Annotated in this window: 20 protein-coding genes; all 20 read left to right on the forward strand. The window is 58.3% G+C overall.

Annotation, left to right across the window (positions count from 1 at the left end; genetic code table 11):
* Positions 1-40: 40 nt before the first annotated feature.
* Positions 41-544: an OmpH/Skp family outer membrane protein gene (locus ENH71_RS05440; RefSeq protein WP_294130142.1), complete on the forward strand. Its 504-nt coding sequence runs from the start codon at positions 41-43 to the stop codon at positions 542-544.
* A 15-nt stretch (positions 545-559) separates the two neighbouring features.
* A complete protein-coding gene (lpxD, locus tag ENH71_RS05445; RefSeq protein WP_294130140.1) occupies positions 560-1618 on the forward strand; it encodes a UDP-3-O-(3-hydroxymyristoyl)glucosamine N-acyltransferase in 1059 nt (352 codons plus the stop codon).
* An 89-nt stretch (positions 1619-1707) separates the two neighbouring features.
* Positions 1708-2151 carry a 3-hydroxyacyl-ACP dehydratase FabZ gene (gene fabZ / locus ENH71_RS05450; protein WP_317622342.1) on the forward strand — a complete coding sequence of 148 codons (444 nt, stop codon included), beginning with the start codon at positions 1708-1710 and terminating at the stop codon, positions 2149-2151.
* Entirely contained in the window at positions 2124-2918 is a 795-nt protein-coding gene (gene lpxA, locus ENH71_RS05455; RefSeq protein ID WP_317622334.1) for an acyl-ACP--UDP-N-acetylglucosamine O-acyltransferase, read from the forward strand. Before fabZ ends, lpxA begins: the two co-directional genes overlap by 28 nt.
* On the forward strand, positions 2918-4096 hold the full coding sequence (lpxB, locus tag ENH71_RS05460; protein WP_294130135.1) for a lipid-A-disaccharide synthase: 1179 nt from the start codon (positions 2918-2920) through the stop codon (positions 4094-4096). Before lpxA ends, lpxB begins: the two co-directional genes overlap by 1 nt.
* Positions 4096-4743 (forward strand): ribonuclease HII, encoded by a 648-nt coding sequence (rnhB, locus tag ENH71_RS05465; RefSeq protein ID WP_294130134.1) that lies wholly within the window; start codon positions 4096-4098, stop codon positions 4741-4743. The genes lpxB and rnhB overlap by 1 nt, the downstream gene beginning before the upstream one ends.
* 75 nt (positions 4744-4818) lie before the next feature.
* On the forward strand, positions 4819-8418 hold the full coding sequence (gene dnaE / locus ENH71_RS05470) for a DNA polymerase III subunit alpha (RefSeq protein ID WP_294130132.1): 3600 nt from the start codon (positions 4819-4821) through the stop codon (positions 8416-8418).
* 61 nt (positions 8419-8479) lie between these two features.
* Positions 8480-9433, forward strand: coding sequence for an acetyl-CoA carboxylase carboxyltransferase subunit alpha (locus ENH71_RS05475; protein WP_294130129.1), 954 nt, complete (start codon positions 8480-8482; stop codon positions 9431-9433).
* Positions 9434-9441: 8 nt separating this feature from the next.
* The gene (tilS, locus tag ENH71_RS05480) at positions 9442-10905 is read left to right on the forward strand and encodes a tRNA lysidine(34) synthetase TilS (RefSeq protein WP_294130127.1); all 1464 of its coding nucleotides are present in this window, start codon (positions 9442-9444) and stop codon (positions 10903-10905) included.
* A 63-nt stretch (positions 10906-10968) separates the two neighbouring features.
* A complete protein-coding gene (pyrG, locus tag ENH71_RS05485) occupies positions 10969-12624 on the forward strand; it encodes a CTP synthase (protein WP_294130125.1) in 1656 nt (551 codons plus the stop codon).
* The gene (gene kdsA / locus ENH71_RS05490; protein ID WP_294130124.1) at positions 12621-13493 is read left to right on the forward strand and encodes a 3-deoxy-8-phosphooctulonate synthase; all 873 of its coding nucleotides are present in this window, start codon (positions 12621-12623) and stop codon (positions 13491-13493) included. Before pyrG ends, kdsA begins: the two co-directional genes overlap by 4 nt.
* A 111-nt stretch (positions 13494-13604) precedes the next feature.
* The gene (gene eno / locus ENH71_RS05495) at positions 13605-14900 is read left to right on the forward strand and encodes a phosphopyruvate hydratase (RefSeq protein WP_294130123.1); all 1296 of its coding nucleotides are present in this window, start codon (positions 13605-13607) and stop codon (positions 14898-14900) included.
* A 36-nt stretch (positions 14901-14936) separates the two neighbouring features.
* Positions 14937-15206 (forward strand): cell division protein FtsB, encoded by a 270-nt coding sequence (gene ftsB, locus ENH71_RS05500; protein ID WP_294130122.1) that lies wholly within the window; start codon positions 14937-14939, stop codon positions 15204-15206.
* Between the two features lie 4 nt (positions 15207-15210).
* Positions 15211-15966, forward strand: coding sequence for a 2-C-methyl-D-erythritol 4-phosphate cytidylyltransferase (gene ispD, locus ENH71_RS05505; protein ID WP_294130120.1), 756 nt, complete (start codon positions 15211-15213; stop codon positions 15964-15966).
* A gap of 5 nt (positions 15967-15971) precedes the next feature.
* Positions 15972-16451: a 2-C-methyl-D-erythritol 2,4-cyclodiphosphate synthase gene (gene ispF, locus ENH71_RS05510; protein ID WP_294130219.1), complete on the forward strand. Its 480-nt coding sequence runs from the start codon at positions 15972-15974 to the stop codon at positions 16449-16451.
* Positions 16452-17507 carry a tRNA pseudouridine(13) synthase TruD gene (gene truD / locus ENH71_RS05515; protein ID WP_294130119.1) on the forward strand — a complete coding sequence of 352 codons (1056 nt, stop codon included), beginning with the start codon at positions 16452-16454 and terminating at the stop codon, positions 17505-17507. It begins immediately after the preceding gene.
* Positions 17508-17533: 26 nt separating this feature from the next.
* A complete protein-coding gene (locus ENH71_RS05520) occupies positions 17534-18190 on the forward strand; it encodes a protein-L-isoaspartate(D-aspartate) O-methyltransferase (RefSeq protein ID WP_317622341.1) in 657 nt (218 codons plus the stop codon).
* Positions 18190-19053: a DUF368 domain-containing protein gene (locus ENH71_RS05525; RefSeq protein ID WP_294130117.1), complete on the forward strand. Its 864-nt coding sequence runs from the start codon at positions 18190-18192 to the stop codon at positions 19051-19053. Before ENH71_RS05520 ends, ENH71_RS05525 begins: the two co-directional genes overlap by 1 nt.
* 65 nt (positions 19054-19118) lie before the next feature.
* Complete coding sequence (locus ENH71_RS05530) at positions 19119-20207, forward strand: peptidoglycan DD-metalloendopeptidase family protein (protein WP_294130115.1); 1089 nt, start codon at positions 19119-19121, stop codon at positions 20205-20207.
* Positions 20208-20356: 149 nt separating this feature from the next.
* Positions 20357-21220, forward strand: coding sequence for a sigma-70 family RNA polymerase sigma factor (locus ENH71_RS05535; protein ID WP_294130114.1), 864 nt, complete (start codon positions 20357-20359; stop codon positions 21218-21220).
* The last annotated feature ends 19 nt before the right edge of the window (positions 21221-21239 follow it).

A 21239-nucleotide genomic window follows, 5' to 3' on the forward strand; every position in this document is an offset into this window, starting at 1 on the left:
TTTATAACGCGGAAAGTACGGAGAGTACATAGTGAAGACAATGAACAAGTTACTGATTATGGCCACTATGCTGTTGACCAGCAGCGTGGCATTTGCCCAGGCGCCGACCATAGGCATTATCGATCTCGAGCAGGCCCTGTTCGGCTCTGAGGCAGCGCAGGAACTGGAGGCAAACACCCGTTCAGAGTTCGGTGCCGACGAGCAGCGTCTGGAGCGTCTGAACACGGAATTGCGGGAAATCATCGAGCGCGCGCAACGCGATGAGTCCATTCTCAGCGAAGCAGAAATGCGCGATATGAATTCGGATGCCGAAGAAAAGCAGGCACAGATGCAGGTTATTGCCGAGCGACTGCAGGGTGCCTGGCAGCAGCGCCAGCAGGCCTTTGTTGAGCGCATGCGTCAGAGCCTGGGTCAGGCCATTGAAGCTGTCGTGGAAGAGGGCGGCTACGATGTCGTGCTGAATGCGGAATCGGTGGCCTATTTTGATAATGCCTACAACATCACCACTCTGGTGACGGCCAAACTCAACGAAATGGCGCAATAATACCGGCTTGCCGGTATGACAGGACCCCGTGCGGTGAAGCCTTCTTTTACCTTGAAAGAACTGTCCCGACTACTGGATGTACCTGTCCAAGGTGATGATACGACCCGGATCGACGCCCTGGCGACGCTCAAGCGCGCCGGTCCGGGGAATCTGAGTTTCCTCGCCAATCCGCGATATGCCAGGCAGCTCGCGGATTGTCAGGCCAGTGCGCTGATTCTGCATCCTGATCTGGCATCTACTGTCAACGTTCCCTGCCTTCTGTCCAGCTCACCCTACGTCACGTACGCCAGGGCGTCGCAGCTATTTGCAGCGGTTCCGGACAGCGGCGGCGAGCGGGGCGACGAGACGCCCGTTCACGCCAGCGCAGTGATCAGTGGCAGTGCGACCCTGGGCAACAATGTCCGGGTCGGGCCACAGGCTGTCATTGAAAGCGGTGCTATCATCGGCGAGGGTAGCCGGATCGGCGCCGGTTGCGTGGTGGGTCGTGACTGCCGCCTGGGTGACAACGTCACGCTTTATGCCAATGTGACGCTGTATCACGGTGTGAGTCTGGGCGATCGTTGTATCATTCACTCGGGTGCGGTAATTGGCGCGGACGGCTTTGGTTTTGCCTTTGATGGTCAGCGCTCTGTGAAAATTGCCCAGTTGGGTGCGGTGACGATTGGCGACGATGTTGAAGTGGGTGCCGGTAGCTGTATCGATCGTGGCGCGCTGGACGACACTGTCATCGAGGACGGTGTCAAGATCGACAATCAGGTGCAGATCGGTCATAACTGTGTGGTTGGTGCGCACACCGTGATTTGTGGCTGCAGCGCGCTGGCGGGCAGCACCCGGATCGGTCGTTACTGCGTTATCGGTGGTGGCGTCGGCATTACCGGACACCTGAGTATTTGCGACAAAGTGAGCGTCAGCGCCATGTCGATGGTGACCCGGACAATTGATCAGCCGGGTGTGTACTCGTCCGGCACACTGCTGCAGGAAAGCAGTCTGTGGAAGCGCAATGCAGTCACGCTCAGTAAGCTGTCCGGGCTGTCGAAGCGCGTGCAAAAACTGGAACAGAATTTGCCAGAGTAGTTGACTAAAATGTAGTTGACTAACAAGTAGTTGGCTAAAAAAGCAATTGGCTAAAAAGTAACAGGCTAATAAGCCAGGAAAATAACATGATGATGAACGTCGAAGAGATCAAGGAATACCTACCACAGCGCTATCCGTTTTTGCTGGTTGATCGTGTGGTCAGCATGGAAATGGGCAAGTCGATCGTGGCATACAAAAATGTCAGTGTTAATGAACCGTTTTTTAACGGTCATTTTCCGGACTACCCGATCATGCCAGGTGTATTGATTATCGAAGCGCTGGCACAGGCTGCTGGTGTCCTGGGCTTTAAAAGCCAGGAGAAAAAACCCAAGGATGGTTATCTGTACTATTTTGTCGGTGCCGATGATGTGCGCCTGAAGCGTCCGGTGGTGCCAGGTGACTGTTTAACCCTGGAAGCCACCATTATTACCAGCAAGCGTGGCATCTACAAGTTTGCCTGCCGCGCCTCGGTCGGTAACGATCTGGTCGGTGAGGCCACTATCATGTGTGCGGAGAGGAAACGAGAACAGTGATTGATACACGTGCCATCATCCATCCTTCGGCCAGGCTGGCCGACAACGTCACGGTCGGTCCGTGGAGTATCATTGGTGCCAATGTCGAAATTGGCGAAGGGACCGAGATCAGCTCGCATGTAGTCATCAAGGCCAATACCCGGATGGGTAAGAATAATACGGTTTATCAGTTTGCCTCGGTCGGCGAAGACCCGGCAGACAAAAAGTTTGCCGGCGAAGACACCTGGCTGGAAATCGGCGACGGCAATATTATCCGTGAAGGTTGTACTCTGCACCGCGGCACTGCCTCGGGCGGCGGTATCACCCGTATTGGCGACAATAACCTGATGATGGCGTATGTGCACGTGGCGCACGACTGTATGGTCGGCAGCAACACGGTATTTGCCAACAACGCCGGCCTGTCCGGCCATGCCATTGTTGAAGACTGGGTCATCCTGGGCGGTTATGCCGGCGTCAATCAGTTCCTGCGTATTGGTGCTCACGCCATGGTAGGGGGCATGACGCACATTTCACACGATGTGCCGGCCTACGTCATTGTCAGCGGCAGTCCGGCAGCAGTACGCAGTGTTAACACTGTGGGCCTGGAGCGTCGCGGTTTTGCTGCGGACACGGTGAAAGAGATTCGCCGCGCCTTCAAGATCATATACAAGAAAGGTCTGAGTCTGCAGGATGCACAAGCGCAGTTGACAGAAATGGCGGCGGCAACTCCGGCGCTTGACGTCATGCTGCAATCCATAAAAGGTTCGGCCAAAGGCATACATCGCTGATGCTGATAGGCATGGTGGCTGGAGAAACGTCGGGTGACATGCTGGGCGCCGGCCTGATGCAAGCCATTCGTCAGCGCTACCCGAATGCCCGTTTTGCCGGTGTCGGCGGCCCGCTGATGCTGGCCCAGGGTTTTGAATCCATCACGCCGATGGAACGGTTATCGGTGATGGGGTTCGTGGAGCCGCTGGGCCGGCTGCCGGAATTGCTCCGGCTCAAGCGCGACCTCGTCAGGCTTTTTGTCAACGAGCGGGCAGCGGTGTTTATCGGCATCGACTCGCCCGGTTTTAACCTGCGTCTGGAACAGAATCTGCACGATGCCGGCGTCAAAACCGTGCACTACGTCAGCCCGAGCGTCTGGGCCTGGGGCAAGGGGCGCATCAAAAAAATTGCCCGTGCCGTTGACCTGATACTGGCCCTGTTCCCCTTTGAATCCGACATCTATCAACAACATGGCATACCCGTGCATTGTGTTGGCCATTCGCTGGCCGACCGCATTGTGCCGGGTCAGGATCAGACACAGGTGCGGCAACAGGCACGGGCATCACTGGGATTGCCTGACACTGCGCCGGTGTTGTGTCTGATGCCGGGTAGCCGTAAGGATGAAGTGCAACGTCTGGCGCCGGTGTTTATTGCTGCAGCATTGCTCTGTCTGGCACAGAAACCGGACCTGCGCTTTGTCATTCCCTGCGCCAACGAGCGCCGCCGTGAACAGATTGATGGCATGCTGACACTGGCGCTGGCGGCAGATCCTGCCGCCAGCAATGCATTTACCGTGATTGATGGTCGCTCGCACGAGGCCATGCAGGCGTCGGATCTGGTGCTGCTGGCCTCGGGTACGGCCACGCTGGAGGCGCTGCTGTTAAAGCGCCCCATGGTGGTGTGTTATCGACTGTCGTCTGTGACCTGGGCGCTGGCAAAGCGGCTGGTGAAAATTCCCTATATTTCCCTGCCCAACCTGCTGGCCGGGCGTGAACTGGTCCCGGAGTTGTTGCAGGATCAGGTAACGGCGCCGATTGTCAGTACCGAAGTGCTGGCGTGGCTGGATGATCCGGCGCGTCAGGACAGTCTGTACCATGCCTTTGAAAGCATTCACCAGTCCATTCGCCTGGATGCCGATCAGCAGGCTGCGGCGGCGGTGTGTCAGTTGCTCGACGCCGCACCCGGGGATGCGCGCTGATGCAGCGCGCGACTGAACTGGTGGCGCAGTTGAGGGCTGAGCCGGGCCGCGTGCACAAGCCCGGACAAGCGATCGCCGGTGTTGATGAAGCCGGCCGTGGGCCGTTGGCAGGGGAGGTTTATGCGGCCGCCGTGATCCTGCCGGAGAGTTACCATCTGCCGGGATTGAATGACTCCAAAAAATTAAGTGCACGCCGACGCGAGCAGCTTTTTGAGCTGATTTGCGAGCAGGCCGTGAGTTATACCATCGTCGGTCTGGCGGCTTCAGAAATCGATCGTATCAATATTTTTCAGGCCACCCTGCAGGCCATGAAAAAAGCAGTGACAACACTGGCAACACAGCCGGACTTTGTTTATGTTGACGGGACGCATTGTCCGTCATGGTCATATGCGTCCGAGGCCCTGGTAAAGGGTGACAGTCGTCTCGATTGTATTGCTGCGGCTTCGGTGCTGGCGAAGGTGACGCGCGATCGTGTGATGACAGATCTTGATCAACAGTATCCGGGTTATGGATTTGCCCAGCACAAAGGCTATCCAACCAAAATGCACATGGCCGCGTTGCAGCAGCTGGGGCCGTGTCCGGAACACCGTCGCAGCTATGCACCGGTAGCGCGCTGCATCGCAGCACTCAGCGAGAAAGCGCAGTAAAGCGAGAAAGCGCAGTAAATAGCCAAGCGAGAAAGCGCAGTAAAGAGCACCACAGGAACAAACCCAGGAGTAACTATGACCCCCGTGGTCCCGTCGAATTTTGTGCATTTACGTGTCCACACGGAATACTCCGTGGTTGACGGCCTGGTGCGTGTCAAACCCCTGATCGAAGCCACTGCCAAAATGGGTATGCCCGCAGTGGCGGTGACCGATCACGCCAACCTGTTTGCCATGATCAAGTTTTATACCGCAGCGATGGCGCAGGGTATAAAGCCCGTGTGCGGCTGCGATGTGCTGTTGGAAAATCCCGAGCGCCCGGATAAACCGTTTCCGCTGGTGTTGCTGGTGCTGAACCTGGAAGGTTACCGCAACCTGACCCGGCTGATTTCCCTGTCCTATACCGAAAAGCAGGGCCACGGTGAACCACTGTTGCGCCGCGACTGGCTGCAGGCCAACGCCGGGGGCCTGATTGCGCTGTCCGGTGGCATGACCGGTGAAGTCGGCCGCGCGCTGATCGAAAGCGACCATGCCACCTCGCGTGCGGTGCTGGATGAGTACATGGGCCTGTTCCCGGGGCGCTTCTACCTGGAACTGCAACGCTGCGGGCGTCAGGGTGAGGAAGCTTACCTGCAGGCGGCTGTGCAACTGGCCTCGGAGACCGGCTGCCCGGTCGTGGCGACCAATGATGTGCGGTTTATCAACAGTGAGGATTTTGAGGCGCACGAGGTGCGCGTCTGCATTCATGAGCGCCGCACGCTGGACGATCCGCGCCGGCCCCGGCATTACTCCGAGCAGCAGTATCTGCGCAGCGCGGAAGAAATGATGTCGCTGTTCGACGATCTGCCCGAAGCCATCGAGAACACGGTGCAGATTGCGCGGCGCTGCACCCTGGAGCTGGAGTTGGGCAAACCCTATTTGCCGAATTATCCGGTCCCCGAGGGGCTCACCATGGATGAGTTTTTCCGGCAAATCAGCCGTGAGGGTCTGGACCAGCACTTGCCCAGACTGTTCCGCGAAATTCGCGGCAAGCAGGCGCCGGAGGAAGAATTTGCCGCGTTCTGCCAGCCCTACTATGAACGCCTGGATTTTGAGCTCAACGTTATCATCCAGATGGGTTTTCCCGGTTACTTCCTGATCGTGATGGAGTTTATCCAGTGGGCCAAGAACAATGATATCCCGGTCGGGCCGGGCCGGGGTTCCGGCGCCGGTTCCATCGTGGCCTACGCCCTGGGCATTACCGACCTGGATCCGCTGCGTTATGACCTGCTGTTCGAGCGTTTCCTGAACCCGGAACGGGTATCCATGCCCGACTTTGATGTCGACTTTTGCATGGAAGGCCGTGACCGGGTGATCGCTCACGTGGCAGAACTGTATGGCAAGGAGGCGGTATCGCAGATCATCACCTTTGGCACCATGGCGGCAAAAGCGGTGGTGCGTGATGTGGCGCGGGTTCAGGGCAAGTCCTATGGTCTGGCGGATAAGCTGTCCAAACTGATTCCGTTTGAGCCGGGTATGACCCTGACCAAGGCCATGGAGATGGAGCCGCAGTTGCCGGAGTTCATCGACAGCGATGAGGACGCGCAGGAAATCATGGAGATGGCCTTCAAGCTGGAAGGCATTACGCGTAATGTCGGCAAGCACGCCGGGGGTGTGGTGATCGCACCGACGCGCCTGACCGACTTCTCGCCGCTGTACTGTGACGAGAACGGTGACAGCCTGGTCACCCAGTTTGACAAGAATGATGTGGAAACTGCCGGTCTGGTCAAGTTCGACTTTCTTGGTCTGCGTACCCTGACCATTATTGACTGGGCTGTCAAAATGATCAACGCGCAGGAAGCCGCGCATCAGGAAGACAAGCTTGATATTCGCAGCATTCCGCTGGACGACATGCGGGTTTATGAGCTGTTGCAGCGCGCTGAAACCACGGCGGTGTTCCAGCTCGAATCGCGCGGCATGAAAGAGCTGATCCGCAAGCTGTTGCCCAGCTGCTTTGAAGACATTGTGGCCCTGGTGGCACTGTTCCGGCCCGGCCCATTGCAGTCGGGCATGGTGGACGACTTTATCAATCGAAAACACGGCCGCGCCGACAGCAGTTATCCGCACCCGGACCTGGAGCCGGTGCTGAAAAATACCTACGGTGTCATCCTGTATCAGGAACAGGTGATGCAGATTGCCCAGGTACTGGCCAATTTCAGTCTGGGCAACGCGGACATGCTGCGCCGCGCCATGGGTAAAAAGAAACAGGAAGAGATGGACAAGCAACGCAGCTTCTTCCTGACCGGGGCGGCCGAGCGCGGCATCAGTGCCGAGCTGGCGGGTTCGATTTTTGACCTGATGGAAAAGTTTGCCGGTTATGGCTTCAACAAATCACACTCGGCGGCCTACGCGCTGGTGTCTTATCAGACTGCGTGGCTGAAAAAACATTACCCGGCCTATTTTATGGCGGCGGTGCTGTCGGCGGATATGCAGAACACCGATAAAGTGGTGACCCTGATCGAAGAGTGCCGCGAGATGAAGCTGCCGCTGGTGGTGCCGGATGTAAACGTGGGTGCCTACAACTTCACCGTCAACCAGCAGGGCGAGATTGTCTACGGCCTGGGCGCCATCAAGGGCCTGGGCGAAGGGCCCATTAATGCCATCATTGCCGCGCGCAATACGGGTGGGCCGTTCCAGTCGCTGCTGGATTTCTGTTCACGCGTGGATCTGCGCACCGTCAACAAACGGGCACTGGAAGCCATGATCCGGGCCGGGGCGCTGGACCACCTGGTGGCTGCCGACACCGATACTACGCGGGCGCAGCTGATGGCAGCGCTACCGGATACCGTGCAGGCGGCTGAGCAAAGCAGCCGCAATCAGGCCGCCGGTGTGCTGGACATGTTTGGTGACATTGCACCGGTGCCGGAACCCGAAATCAGTGCCGGCGTTGTTAACGTGCGACCCTGGACGCAGCAGAAACGTCTGCAGGCCGAACGTGACACACTGGGTTTGTATCTCAGTGGCCACCCGATTGATGAATACCTGCCCGAGCTGAAGCAACTGACACGGGACCGGCTGGCGAATCTGCGCCCGGAACGTGAAAGTCAGTGGGTGGCGGGTCTGCTGGTGAGCACTCGCACGATGCGCAGTAAGCGTGGTGATAATATCGCCTTTATCACGCTGGATGATCGCAGCGGTCGCCTGGAGATCTCCCTGTTTGCCAAGGAGTACGAGCAATTCCGTGAGCTGCTGCAAAAGGATGCCATTCTGATGGTGGATTGCCAGGTGTCCATGGATGACTTTAAAGGTGCCATGCGGGGCAGGGCGCGGGAGGTGCTGAACCTGACCCAGGCCCGGCAGCGGTTTGCCAAGGCCATTGAACTGGATTTGCAGTCCGAAAGTCTGGCGCCCGATTTTACGGCGCGCCTGGCGGGGGTGTTGCAACCTTATCGACTGGCAGCGCCCGCCGCGTCCGGGAGCGCTAACGAACACGCGGACGGTTATCCGGTGCCGCCCAATGCCGAGCTGATGCCACCGGAAACACCGCCGAGCTGCCCGGTGCGAATACGTTATCAGCGACCGGAAATCGCCGGTTGTTTACAACTGGGAGAGCACTGGCAGGTATTGCCCGATCAGAACCTTATTCAGGAGCTGCATCTGCTGTGTGGCACAAACGCTGTCAGCATTGCTTACCGCTGATGCTTATATTTGCTATCATTACACCCCTAATTGACCGACTCAGGCCGGAACAGAAGCGATTATGAACCCGAATTATCTGGATTTTGAACAACCCATTGCTGATCTTGAAGTCAAGATTAACGAGCTGCGTCTTGTCAGCGATGACAACGACCTCAATATTAGTGATGAAATTCAAAAGCTTAAGGAAAAGAACACCAAGCTGACCGAGAAGATTTACGGCAATCTCAGCCCGTGGCAGATCTCGCAGGTTGCGCGTCATCCGCTGCGACCTTATACCCTTGATTACATTCAATATATCTTTGATGATTTTGATGAATTGCACGGTGATCGTCTGTTTGCTGACGACATGGCGCTGATTGGCGGTATTGCGCGGCTGGACGGCAAACCGGTGATGGTCATTGGCCACCAGAAAGGCCGTGGCACCAAGGAAAAGGTACGTCACAACTTCGGCATGCCACGTCCGGAAGGCTACCGCAAGGCGCGCCGCCTGATTCTGCTGGCCGAGCGTTTCAAGCTGCCGGTGCTGTCCTTTATTGATACGCCCGGTGCTTACCCGGGTATCGACGCCGAGGAGCGTGGTATCAACGAAGCCATCGCCGAGAACATGGCCATGATGTCGCGGGTGAAAACACCGCTGATTGCCACCGTTACCGGTGAGGCCAACTCCGGTGGTGCCATCGCCATTGGCATTGCGGATCATCTGAACATGTTGCAGTACTCCACCTATACCGTGATCACGCCGGAAGGTTGTGCCACCATTCTGTGGAAATCGTCCGAGCATGCCCCCGACGCGGCTGAAGCCATGGGTGTAACCTCGACCCGCCTGGAAGAGCTGGGTATTGTTGACACCACCATTCCGGAGCCGCTGGGTGGCGCGCACCGTGATGTGAAGGCGATGGCTGCCAACATGAAAACGGCTTTGATTGACCAGGTTGAGCGTCTGCAGAACATGGAGATTGACGATCTGGTGCAGCGTCGTTACAAACGTCTGATGAGTTATGGCATCAGTAGCTGATCGTCAGCATGGGCAGCCAACCGACTGAACCCGACTATTCCCGCACGCAAATGAACTTGCTGGCAACTGATCGCCAGGATCTCGAACAGGTCCTGGCGACTTCGCTATTGCGTTTGCGGCAGCAGTATCCGGCCTGTCAGCGGCTGGTTCTGGGTGTCAGCGGAGGCCTGGATTCCATGGTGCTGTTGCATGCCTGTCGTCGGATTATGGCGCAGGCGGCCCCGGACCAGTCGGCTTGGCCCTTTGCCGGGCTGCGGGTGGTGCATGTCAATCACGGTATCAGTGCTCATGCGGCGGACTGGCAGGCACATTGTCAGGCAGTGTGCCGCGACCTGGATATAGCCTTTGTCGCGCATCAGGTCAGGGTCTCAAGGGTGACGGGTCAGGGCCTGGAGGCGGAGGCCAGGACAGTGCGTTATGAGGTATTTGAGCAGGAGCTGGCGGCTGACGAAGCGTTGCTGCTGGCCCATCACCAGGATGATCAGCTGGAGACCGTGATGCTGCGCCTGTTGCGCGCCGCCGGTCCGCGAGGTCTGGCCGGCATGCCGGAAAGCCGCATACTGGGGGCTGGCATCCTGTGGCGGCCACTGCTGGCGTTGCCACGCGAGCAACTGGAAAACTGGGCGGCCCGCCATGCGGTGCGCTGGGTGGAAGATGACAGCAATGACGATGACCGTCTGAGCCGGAACTTTTTGCGACAGCACATCATGCCGTCGCTAGCGTCGCACTGGCCGGGCTGGCGGCAAAGCGTGACGCGCACGGCAATGCTTGGAGCCGATGCCGACCAGATACTGGGCGAACTGGCCGGGCGGGACCTGGACACCCTGGCGCCCGACGGCGATCGCCTGGCCTGTGCCGGGTTGCAGGCTCTGTCCGCCGCCAGGCAACGGCTGGTGATTCGTCACTGGCTGCTGCGCGAGACCGGGCAGACACCGGGCTGGCGTCTGGTGCAGCGCGTACAGGTTGAGTTACTGGGGGCCGGTGAAGACGCACAGCCAGAGGTCAACTGGCAGCATTGGCAATTACGTCGATTTGCCGGCCAGTTGCATGTGCTGGAGGCGCTGGACCCGGTGCCGCCCACGCCGGCCGAGGGGTATGCCTGGCAGCCGCAGGGAGATGGCCGTTTTGTTGCCCGGGTGTTGCCCGGTAACGGCATACTGCGCTTGTATCAGGCACCTGCCGGCAGTGCCCGGGATCAGGCCATGCGCTTTCCGGTCGGTGAGTGTGTGATCCGTTATCGTCAGGGTGGCGAGCAGTGCGCCTTGCCGGGTCGTCCCAGACGGCCGCTGAAAAAAATTTTACAGGAGTCGGCTATTCCTCCCTGGGTGCGAGAGCGGACTCCGCTGTTATATATTGATAATAAGCTGGCCTGGATAGTCGGGGTCGGTGTGTGTGACGGATTTCAGGCTGTTGATGAAGGTGCGGGCTGGGCAGTGCGCTGGCAAATGCCTTCACGACAGGATCATATTTAGTTTGTCGATGTTGGGCGCTTCTGGTAACCTGTAGCCCCATCAGTGACATAGGATGGGGCGTTAATGACGCGATATATTTTCATTACCGGTGGGGTTGTCTCCTCGCTCGGCAAAGGCATCACTTCAGCATCTCTCGCGGCGATTCTCGAAGCCCGCGGACTCAAAGTAACCATGCTCAAACTGGACCCGTATATCAACGTGGATCCCGGTACCATGAGCCCGTTTCAGCACGGCGAAGTGTTTGTCACGGAAGATGGCGCAGAAACCGATCTGGATCTGGGTCACTATGAGCGCTTTATCCGCACCACGATGAGCGCACGCAACAATTTCACCACCGGTCGGGTATACGAAGAAGTCATCCGGCGTGAGCGTCGCGGTGATTATCTGGGTGCCACCATTCAGGTGATTCCGCATATTACCGATGAAATCAAACGCCGTGTGATTGATGGCGCTGCCGGCGCCGATGTGGCGCTGGTAGAAATTGGCGGCACCGTGGGTGACATTGAATCCCAGCCCTTCCTGGAAGCGGTCCGGCAAATGCGTGTCGAACTGGGCTCGGCACACGCCCTGTTCATGCATCTGACGCTGGTGCCGTATATCGCCACCGCCGGCGAAACCAAAACCAAGCCTACCCAGCATTCCGTCAAGGAGCTACGCTCGATTGGTATTCAGCCTGATGTGCTGATCTGCCGCTCCGAGCAGGAAATAGCCGAATCGGCGCGTCGCAAGATAGCCCTGTTTACCAACGTGGATCTGCCCGCTGTGGTGTCGTTGCCCGATACCAATACCATTTACCGTGTACCCTCCATGTTGCGCGCGGCGCATCTGGACGAAATCATTGTCAACAAATTCGGCCTGGACTGTCCGCCAGCGGATCTGACCGAGTGGGACCGGGTGGTGGATGCCAAGCTCAATCCTGACCGCGAAGTCAATATTGCCATTGTCGGTAAATACATGGAGCTGCTGGAAGCCTACAAATCGCTGATTGAAGCCATCAGCCATGCCGGTATCCAGACCCGCACCCGCGTCAATATCAAATACATCGATTCCAGCGACATCAAGGTGCACGGCACCTCGCTGCTGGAAGGCGTGCATGCCATTCTGGTGCCCGGCGGGTTTGGCCTGCGCGGCGTGGAAGGCAAGATCACTACCGTCCAGTACGCCCGGGAAAACAAGATTCCGTACCTGGGCATCTGCCTGGGCATGCAGGTCGCGGTGATTGAATATGCGCGCAACAAGGCGGGCATGCCGGAAGCGCACAGCAGTGAATTCAAACCCGACAGCAAAGATCCGGTCGTGGCCCTGATCAGCGAATGGGTGACCGCCGCAGGCGGTGTCGAGACCCGCGACGAAAACTCTGACCTGGGTGGCACCATGCGCCTGGGTGGCCAGCAATGCCGCCTGGAACCGGGTTCACTGACGCATCAGTGTTACGGCAAGGATGTGATTGTTGAGCGTCACCGGCACCGTTATGAGGTCAACAACAATTACGTCGATGCCTTGCAGGCGGCTGGCCTGATCATTGCCGGCCGCTCCATGGATGGTGAGCTGGTCGAGGTTATCGAGGCGCCGGATCACCCCTGGTTTGTGGCCTGTCAGTTCCACCCCGAATTCACCTCGACGCCGCGTGACGGACACCCGCTGTTCACCGGTTTCGTGAACGCCGCGCTGGCGCATCAGGCGGCCAGTACAGACACCCAGACAGCCGAGCCGATATGACCCGTTCTGACACCAACAGCGCCGGCGACATTCATCTGCAGCTTAATGAGCAGGTCCGCTTTGGCAATGATTTGCCATTTGTGCTGATTGGCGGCATGAACGTGCTGGAATCGGCCGAGCTGGCCATGGAAGTGGCAGGGCACTACGTTGACGTTTGTGCTCGTCTGGGTATTCCCTACGTGTTCAAGGCCTCCTTCGACAAAGCCAACCGTTCGTCGATCAATTCTTATCGCGGTCCCGGGCTGGTCAATGGCCTGAAGATACTGCAGGCGATCAAGAGCCGCTACAACGTGCCGGTGCTGACTGATATTCATGAGCCGGCGCAGGCCGAGCCGGTGGCGCAGGTGGCTGATATTCTGCAACTGCCTGCTTTTCTGTCGCGACAGACCGATCTGGTCGCGGCGATGGCGCGCACCGGTGCGTTCATTAATATCAAAAAAGCCCAGTTTCTGGCGCCGGAGGAGATGCGACATATCCTGCGCAAATTTGAGGAAGCCGGCAACAACAAGTTAATGCTGTGCGAGCGTGGCTCCAGCTTTGGCTACAACAACCTGGTGGTGGACATGCTGGGTTTTTCAGTGATGAAAAAATTCCGTTACCCGGTGATGTTTGACGTTACCCATTCCCTGCAGAAACCCGGTGGCCTGGCCGCCAGCGCCGATGGTCGCCGTGCCGATGTCACAACCCTGGCCCGCGCCGGCATGAGTCAGGGGCTGGCGGCGCTGTTTCTGGAAGCGCACCCGGATCCGGACAAGGCATTGTGTGACGGACCCTGCGCCTTACCGCTGGACAAGCTGGAGCCGTTTCTGCTGCAGATGAAACAGATTGATGATCTGGTAAAACAGTTTCCACCGCTTGATACGGAGTAATGTGCCAGACACTAAGCCCTGTTTTTATGATTTCAGACGTTCAACGTTTACTTTTGAGTTAGATTCTTACTTTTAAACCAGCATCGCTGGCGATACACAACAGGAAACATTATGGCTATCATCAAAGACATTTGCGCACGGGAAGTGCTGGACTCACGCGGCAACCCGACTGTTGAAGCTGACGTGACGCTGGATAACGGCATCATGGGCAGCGCCTGCGCGCCTTCGGGCGCCTCTACCGGTTCCCGCGAGGCGCTTGAGTTGCGCGACAAGGATCCTGCCCGCTACCTCGGGAAGGGTGTGCTGACAGCGGTAGGGCATATCAACAAGGATATCCGTGATCTGCTGCTGGGCCATGATGCTGCGGATCAGGCCGCCATCGACAAGATGATGATTGAGCTGGATGGCACACCCAACAAGGCCAAGCTGGGCGCCAATGCCATTCTGGCGGTGTCACTGGCAGCCGCCAAGGCCGCTGCACAGGCAAACCGGCAGCCACTGTATGCGTGGATAGCGGGACTCAACGGCACCCGCGACAGCATGAGCCTGCCGGTGCCGATGATGAACATCATCAACGGCGGCGAACACGCTGACAACAACGTCGACATTCAGGAGTTCATGGTGCAGCCGGTGGGTGCGCCCACGTTTGCCGAGGCGCTGCGTTATGGCGCCGAGATATTCCACAGCCTGAAGTCAGTACTGAAGAAGCAGGGGCTGAACACTGCGGTGGGAGACGAAGGTGGTTTTGCGCCCAATCTGCCATCCAACGCCGCCGCGCTGGATGCGATCATGACGGCGGTGGCAAGCACCGGTCTGAAAATGGGTAGCGATATCCGTCTGGCGCTCGACTGTGCCTCGTCGGAATTCTACAAGGATGGCAAATACAATCTGAAAGGTGAAAACGCGGTCTATGATGCCGCGCAGTTTACCGACTACCTGGCCAAGCTGGCGGTTGATTACGATATCCTGTCCATTGAAGACGGCATGGATGAAAGTGATTGGGACGGCTGGGCCCGCCTGACCCGCAAGATCGGCAACAAAGTGCAGCTGGTTGGCGATGATCTGTTTGTCACCAACACCGAGATTCTGGCCCGTGGTATTGAGGAAAACATCGCCAATTCCATTTTGATCAAGTTCAATCAGATCGGTACACTGAGTGAAACGCTGGCGGCGATCCGTATGGCACGCAAAGCCGGATACACAGCGGTGATTTCGCATCGTTCGGGTGAAACCGAAGATACCACGATTGCCGACCTGGCCGTGGCAACCGGTGCCGGCCAGATCAAGACCGGCTCTCTGTGTCGCTCGGACCGGGTTGCCAAGTACAACCGTCTGCTGCGTATTGAGCAGGAGCTGGGCAGCAAGGCGATTTACCGCGGTATCGAGGAGTTCCGTCACGTTAACTGATCACACCATCCTGACTGACAACTGGGTCATTGGTTTATGAAAGCACTGGTGGCAGCGCTGGTTCTGGTTTTTCTGGGTTTGCAATGGCGTCTTTGGGTTGGCGACGGCGGCGTCGCCGAGCTGCGTCAGATGGAAGCACAATTGGCCGTTCAGCAACAGGAAAACGAGACCCTGCGCCTGCGCAACCAGATGCTGGAAAATGAAGTGCTGGATCTGAAAAACGGGCTTGAAGCCGTGGAAGAGCGCGCTCGCGCCGATCTGGGTATGACCCGCGAAGACGAAACTTTTTATATGATAATCGAATAGGCCTATGACTATCTGGGCTGTTGTCCCCGCTGCCGGTATCGGCAGCCGCATGCAGGTTTCCATCCCCAAGCAGTATCTGCAACTCAACGGGCAGACAGTGTTGTCACTGTCGCTTGCCCGGCTGGCAGCGCTGGCCGATGTCAAACGCATCATGCTGGTGTTGAGTCCGGATGATACGCACTGGGCAAGACACAATCCGGTACGCGACCCGGGCCGGGACAAGGTACTGACCTGCAACGGTGGCGACGACCGCTGGCAATCGGTGCTTAACGGCCTGGATGCACTGGCTGATCTGGCCGGCCCCGACGACTGGGTGCTGGTGCATGACGCGGTGCGGCCCTGCGTGCGCGTGGATGACATGCTGCGTTTGCTTGCGTTGGCCCGAACAGAGTGCGATGGCGGATTACTCGCCTTGCCGGTGAGCGATACCCTGAAACGGGCAGGCGATGGCGGCTGTGTGGCGCAAACGGTTGATCGCACCGACCTGTGGGCCGCGTGTACACCACAACTGTTTCCCTTTGAACGTCTGCGGCAGGCTTTGCGTGATGCATCGGCGTCAGGTGTCACACTCACTGACGAAGCGTCTGCCATGGAATGGGCCGGACTGCGCCCGCAACTGGTGCCATGCCACAAGGACAATATCAAGATTACCTATGCCGAGGATCTGCAGCTGGCTGAACTGATCCTGCAGGCACAGGTGCTGGAAACCCGCTCAGTGGCTGACAATGAACCATTCGCATACACAGGCATACTGGAATGAAAGATATCAGAACCGGGCACGGTTATGATGCACACCGATTTGCCGAGCCCGATGACCAGCGTGCGCTGGTGCTGGGCGGCGTGACAATACCCTATGAACGCGGCCTGCTTGCGCACTCCGATGGCGATGCCCTGATTCACGCTCTGTGTGACGCCATTCTGGGCGCGCTGGGGCGCGGCGATATCGGGCGGCACTTTCCGGACAACGATGCTGCCTATAAGAATGTGGACAGTGGTTTGTTGCTGCAGCAGGTAGTGGCGATGATGACGGACAGCGGCTGGACGCTGGCCAACGCCGACATGACCATTCTGGCGCAGGCACCGAAAATGGCGCCACATACCCCGGCCATGTGTAAACGCCTGGCGGAGTTGCTGAACGTTGACGTCGAACGCGTCAATGTGAAGGCATCAACCACTGAGGGCATGGGGTTTGTCGGGCGCCGCGAAGGCATAGAAACGCACGCTGTTGTTGTGCTGTACCGTTAAGTGGAGTTGCCGCCACTGCCACGCAGTCTCGGAATGCCGCTGTTGCACGCCCGCTTCAAGCAGGTGCCGGAGGACTTCATCGTCGACGAAGTGCTGGGCTTTGACTGCAGCGGTGAGGGGGAGCATCTGTGGCTGCAGATTCGCAAAACCGGTCTGTCGACCAGTGATGTGGCCGGGCGCCTGGCGCGGGCAACCGGCTTGCGTGCGGCTGACATCAGCTGGTCCGGACTCAAGGACAAACAGGGTGTCTGCACGCAGTGGTTCAGTCTGCACAGTCCCGGCAAGGATGTCAGTGGCCTGGCCGGACTGTCATCAGATACCTTGTGCATAGTGCAGCAACTGCGTAACCATAAAAAGTTGCGGCGCGGTAGTCATCAAAGTAACCGGTTTTGCATCCGGTTGCGCGACGTTGAACCCGTGGCCGGCGTGGCGGCAGCAGCGGCCTGGCAGGATCTGGATGGGCGCCTGCAGGCGATCATGCAGTCCGGGGTGCCGAACTATTTTGGTGAACAGCGTTTTGGCCATGCCAACCTGAGCCATGCCGAGGCCTGGTTTACCGGCAACAGCAAGCCGCGGGGCCGACTGGAGCGTGGCATGTGGTTGTCGGCGGCGCGCTCGGCGCTGTTCAATGCGCTGCTGGCCCGGCGCGTGGCTGCGGGCAACTGGAATCAGTACCTGACAGGTGATGTCATGAATCTGGACGGCAGTGGCAGTGTGTTTGTGTCGTCAACAGCAGACACCTCGCTGCCACGCAGGCTGGCGGAGATGGATATTCATCCCACAGGGCCGTTGTGGGGGCAGGGCGAGTTGGCCAGCACAGCAGAGACTGCGGCGCTGGAACAGGCGGTGGCAGAAGAGTGGGCCGTCTTCAGCACCGCCTTGCCGCGTTTCGGGCTGAGACAGGAGCGACGCAGTTTGCGTTTGCCGGTGAAGGCATTAGACTATCGGCGGCCCGACACCGGCACACTGGAAATCGAATTCACGCTGCCGACCGGGACATACGCCACGGCAGTTTTACATGAACTTATAACAAGCACGGCGGGAACTAGCGGTTGAATACTCCAAATCTGGCAGGCATTGGCATGACCTCGCAACGCACACGCGAGCGCATGATCGCCTCATTGCTTGATAAAGGCATTAAAAACTGGGCCGTGCTCGATGTGATGCGCACCGTGCCGCGCCATATTTTTCTGGATGAAGCGCTGTCGCACCGGGCGTATGAAGATACCTCGTTGCCCATCGGGTACAGCCAGACCATATCGCAGCCCTTTGTGGTGGCGCGGATGACGGAAGCGGTGCTGGGCAATCGTTCCCCGGAGCAGGGCAAGATACCCCGGGTACTGGAAATAGGTACCGGCTGTGGTTACCAGACCGCGGTGATTGCGCAGCTCGCCGAGCGGGTGTGGACGGTCGAACGCATCCAGCCCTTGCTGGAAAAGGCGCGGCGCAATCTGTCGTTGCTTAATCTGCGCAATGTGCGTTCCAAGCACGACGATGGCAGCCTGGGCTGGGCCGAGCACGGTCCATTTGATGCCATCATCGCGGCGGCCGCGCCGCAACAGGTGCCATCTGATCTGCTGGCCCAGCTCGCCGATGGCGGCCGGCTGGTGATTCCGGTGGGATCGGAGCGCGGCGGGCAGGAGTTGTTGCTGATCGAGCGTGACGGTGACGAGTTCCATCGTCGGGTGCTGGAAGCGGTTAATTTTGTGCCGTTGTATATTGGCCAGGTGCAGTACTGATGGCAGCAGCGCCGACCGTGTTCCGGGCCCGCCTGGTGCTGTTTCTCAAAGGTATGGCGATGGGTGTGGCGGATTCCGTGCCGGGTGTGTCCGGCGGCACTATTGCGGTGATCAGTGGTATCTATGAAGCCCTGATCAATGCCCTCAAGCAATGCCATCCACTGGCGCTGAGAACGCTTTGGCAGCAAGGCCCGCGGGCATTCTGGCAACAGATTCACGGAGCATTTCTGCTGACGCTGCTGTCGGGCGTCCTGCTGAGCCTGATCCTGATGGCCAATACCGTGCTATTCCTGCTGGAAAACCATTTCGTGCTGGTCATGGCGTTTTTTATGGGGCTGGTGCTGGCGTCGTGCTGGTTGCTGCGCGCGGACGCCGGTCGCTGGACGCTGTTCAAGGTCCTGTTGTTTGGCGTCGGTTTTACGCTGACCGCGTTAACCGCGGTTTTGAATCCGGTGGCCGGCAGTACCACACTGATTTATATCTTCTTCAGTGGCATGATCGCAATTTGTGCAATGATCCTGCCGGGCATTTCCGGGGCTTTCCTGTTGCTGTTGCTGGGTGTGTATGAATATGTACTGACGGCCCTGCGCAGTTTTCAGCTCGATGTGATTATGGTGTTCGCCCTGGGCTGTATTGTCGGCCTGTTGTCGTTTGCGCATCTGCTGTCGTGGACCTTTCGTTATTACCGGGAACAAAGTTACGCGTTTATCATCGGCATGCTGGCGGCGTCGCTGATCGTGCTGTGGCCCTGGCAGGGTGATGTGGTGCCAGCGGCGGATGTTGGCACCGTACTGGCGGCGTTGGTGTGTGCGGTGCTGGGTTACGGTGTGATTATGGGGTTTTCACGGTTGGCCCGCGGTTGACATGGTATAACATGGCGCCGCAGTTTATGATGTGTCGTCTCGCTGTTGTTTGAGGTGTTGTCTTCATGAGTCTGTTTCATCGCGCTATTTCCAAAATCGAACACAAACCCGGGACACGGTTCCGGCAACGTATGCCACTGGCCGCGGCCTGCGTGTTGCTGCTGGCAGGTTGTGCCAGCGATTATCAGGCGCCCATGGACGATCGCAGCAGCGCTCTGGAACGAACCCCGCCTGTGATAGTGAGTAACGGTCAGGAAGTGCCGGCAACACCAAGGCGCAGACCGGAGGTTACGTCATCGGACAGCAATGCCAGCAACAGTGAATCGGTTGGGGCCAGCACCACGGTTGTGCGCCCGGTAACGGTGGCGGGAGGTATCGGACGTACCACGATCAGCCGCAGTACCTTGCCGGCAGATGCTCAGCCCGATGCGAGTCAGCAGCAGTCAACTGCGGTACCGCCTGCAACGGCTGCGCCGCAACAAAGCGCCAGCGCTGCTCCCGGGTCCCACACCGTCGCCCGCGGTGACACACTGTACTCTATCGCCTGGACACACAATATCGATTACCGGCGCCTGGCGCTGGTCAATAACCTGTCTGCACCGTACACCATTTATCCGGGCCAACGGCTTAACCTGGCTGACTCCGGCGTGTCCGAATCAGCCATCAGTGCCTTGCCGGATATCCCGGCCTCACCCGCCGGCGAGCTGGCCACCACGACCGGCCAACGCCCGCAGGCCGCCATCGATGCCCGTCGTACAGGCAGCGTCAATACCCGACAGGTTGAGGGTGTGAGCTGGCAGTGGCCAGCTGACGGGCGCATGTTGAGCATGTTTTCCGAGTCCGGTGCCAACCGCGGCGTCGACATTGCCGGGATGCAGGGTCAGGCTGTGTTCGCAGCGGCTGACGGCGATGTGGTCTATGCCGGCAGTGGTATTCAGGGGGCCGGCAATCTGGTGATTTTGCGCCACAGTGCCCGGCATCTGAGCGCCTACATGTACAATCGCACCATGGTAGTGGGTGAGGGTGACCGTGTGCGAGCCGGTGACAAGATTGCCGAGATGGGCTCCGGTCCCAATGGTCGCGACATGCTGCATTTTGAAGTGCGCGTTGATGGCAAGCCGACCGACCCGGTCAGGTTTTTGCCCAGTCGTTAACAATATCTGCCATGATATTTTTTGAACTGTGATATTGCGCACAGTTTATCCAGTTGCTGCCTGATTTCCATTTCAAGCCCTGTTTTTCCGGCTTTTTCCTGTGATATTGTCTGATCGTTCTTCATACAATAAAAAGGAAAATGATTGTTATGGATAAACAGGGATGGAATGCTACGGATAGCAACTCGGTATACGCTGAACAGCGATATATAAAGGACATTAGCCCGATTGGGGTGCTGGAATACACGCAGGAACTTAAGCTGGCGCGGGCGGCCCGGGACGGTGATGAGTCCAGTCGGCAGCAGATGATCCGTCATAATCTGCGCCTGGTCATCAGCATTGCCAGGCGCTACCGTCATCGCGGCCTGACCTTGCTGGACATGGTTGAAGAAGGCAATATCGGATTGATGCGCGCGGTAGACAAGTACGACCCGGAGCGTGGCTTCCGGTTCTCCACCTATGCCACATGGTGGGTACGTCAAAGCATCGAACGCGCCATCATGAATCATGCCCGCAACGTGCGCTTACCTGTGCATGTCATCAAGGATATAAGCCAGTGCCTGCGCCATGAGGCTGAGCTGTCGCATCGTTTGGGCCGGCGCCCGCGTCGCAGTGAGCTGGCGGACTATCTGTCGCGGCCGCTGGCAGAGCTGGAGGAGCTGTTGAACTGCCACGAATCCAGTTACGACTCCGGTGAATCATTGCCCGATATCGAGTCCCTGGACGCTGATACCTTTATCGATGAACTGCGCGGCACAGATCCGGCACTGCGACAACACAACAGGAGCAGTTGCAGCACCTTGAGACGCTGGCTGGCGGAACTGAGCGAGCGGCAGCGTGGTGTGCTGATCCGTCGTTTTGGGCTGGACGGATTTGCTGCGGGTACACTTGAACAGGTGGGTGAGGATGTGGGGCTGACGCGTGAGCGGGTCAGGCAGGTCCAGATCGAGGCCATGCGCAGACTGCGCCGTCTGGCAGCGCGCGAAGGCTACGATCTGGATGCGTTCTTTTGAGGCGAGTCAGGTAAACGGC

Origin of the sequence: Pseudohongiella sp. (assembly GCF_011050365.1) — a bacterium.
In the GTDB taxonomy this organism is placed as follows: Bacteria; Pseudomonadota; Gammaproteobacteria; order Pseudomonadales; family Pseudohongiellaceae; genus Pseudohongiella.